Origin of the sequence: Shewanella sp. 10N.286.52.B9, assembly GCF_002873635.1 — a bacterium.
In the GTDB taxonomy this organism is placed as follows: Bacteria; Pseudomonadota; Gammaproteobacteria; order Enterobacterales; family Shewanellaceae; genus Shewanella.
In genome coordinates, this window is record NZ_MCTY01000127.1 from 1 (window position 1) to 1,371 (window position 1,371).

A 1,371-nucleotide genomic window follows, 5' to 3' on the forward strand; every position below is an offset into this window, starting at 1 on the left:
CAAAAAGATAACGGTCGAAGTGTAACCCTCCCTTATATCGATCATATTTTAAGAGAGTTTTCTTTATTTAACCGCTCATATAGCTTGGGCGGTAGATTGTTTAGTAATTCATGGGGCCGATCATAATTATATTCTTCAAGCCAACTATCCGTGATTTCCCTTACTTCAGTCAAGCTGTTGAACAAATAACAGTCCAATACTTCATTTCGATAAGTCCGGTTAAATCGTTCAATAAACGCATTTTGAGTGGGCTTACCTGGCTTAATAAAGTCTAACTTAATACCGTGTTGTTCAGCCCATATCTCAAGTGCATGTGAGATAAACTCAGGCCCATTATCTTGCCTTAAACGCTTAGGGTAACCGCGATAGGCTGCGATTCTATCCAGTACACGTATTACCCGTTGAGCAGGTAAGCTTGAGTCCACTTCTATCGCTAAAGCTTCACGATGATAGTCATCAATCACATTAAAAGTTCTGAACGACTTTCCTGAAAACAAGTTGTCGCTCATAAAATCCATTGACCAGCAATCATTTGCCTTTACTGGAACGGCTAGTGGCTCTGGTTCACGTGACGGTAAGCGTTTTTTGCCTTTTCGTCGTAAGTTAAGTTTCAAACCACAATAAACGCGATACACACGTTTATGATTCCATTGATGCCCTAGGAGTCGTAGTCGTTTAAATATCTTCCTAAAACCATAAGCCCTATGCTTCTCTGTAATGCCTGATACGGCCTCAATGATGTCATTATCATCGATACGCTTGAGTTGGTAATAAAATGTGCAACGACTAATACTTAGCGCATCACAAGCCAACACAACACCTAGGCCAAATTCATTAATGGCATAGTGGGCTAACACCTTCCGCTCTGCTGGCTTTATAGCTTTTTTTCAACAATGTCTTTGAGTGCCATGTTTTGTAAGCTGACATCAGCAAACATCTTTTTAAGTTTGGCGTTCTCGGCTTCTAATTCACGCATACGGGTTAAATCAGAGGCTTGCATACCACCATATTTAGATTTCCATTTGTAATAGGTACTTTGACCCACATTATGTTTGCGGCATAACTCTGGCACCGTCAATGCGCCAGACTCGCCTTCTTTGAGGATGTTGATGATTTGGCTTTCAGTAAAACGTGTCTTTTTCATGTGATTCTCCATTTGGTTTAGTGTAAATGGAAAACTCTATTTAAAACATTCTGATTTTAAGGGCTTCTTACAGAAGCCGCTCTTAATGCCGAAATGGATGACCACCTGGGCTATGAGAAACACCATAAATCGACTTCTGCTAATAGCCGTAACGGTAAAACCAGCAAGCGCATTCAAACTGAAGATGGTCAATTTGAGCTTGATACGCCGCGAGACCGTGAAGGCAG

Annotated in this window: 1 protein-coding gene and 1 pseudogene; one reads left to right on the forward strand and one right to left on the reverse strand. The window is 41.0% G+C overall.

Features of this window, described 5'->3' with window-relative positions; translation table 11 throughout:
• Positions 1-41 precede the first annotated feature (41 nt).
• Positions 42-1,144 (reverse strand): IS3 family transposase gene (locus tag BCU91_RS07865; protein WP_102531236.1). Its coding sequence is split into 2 segments (ribosomal slippage): positions 42-889 and positions 889-1,144, totalling 1,104 coding nucleotides; the frame shifts between segments, so codons are not numbered across the junction.
• A gap of 72 nt (positions 1,145-1,216) precedes the next feature.
• Here BCU91_RS07865 and BCU91_RS07870 point away from each other — a divergent pair.
• Positions 1,217-1,371, forward strand: a pseudogene (locus BCU91_RS07870) (transposase); the annotation flags it as partial.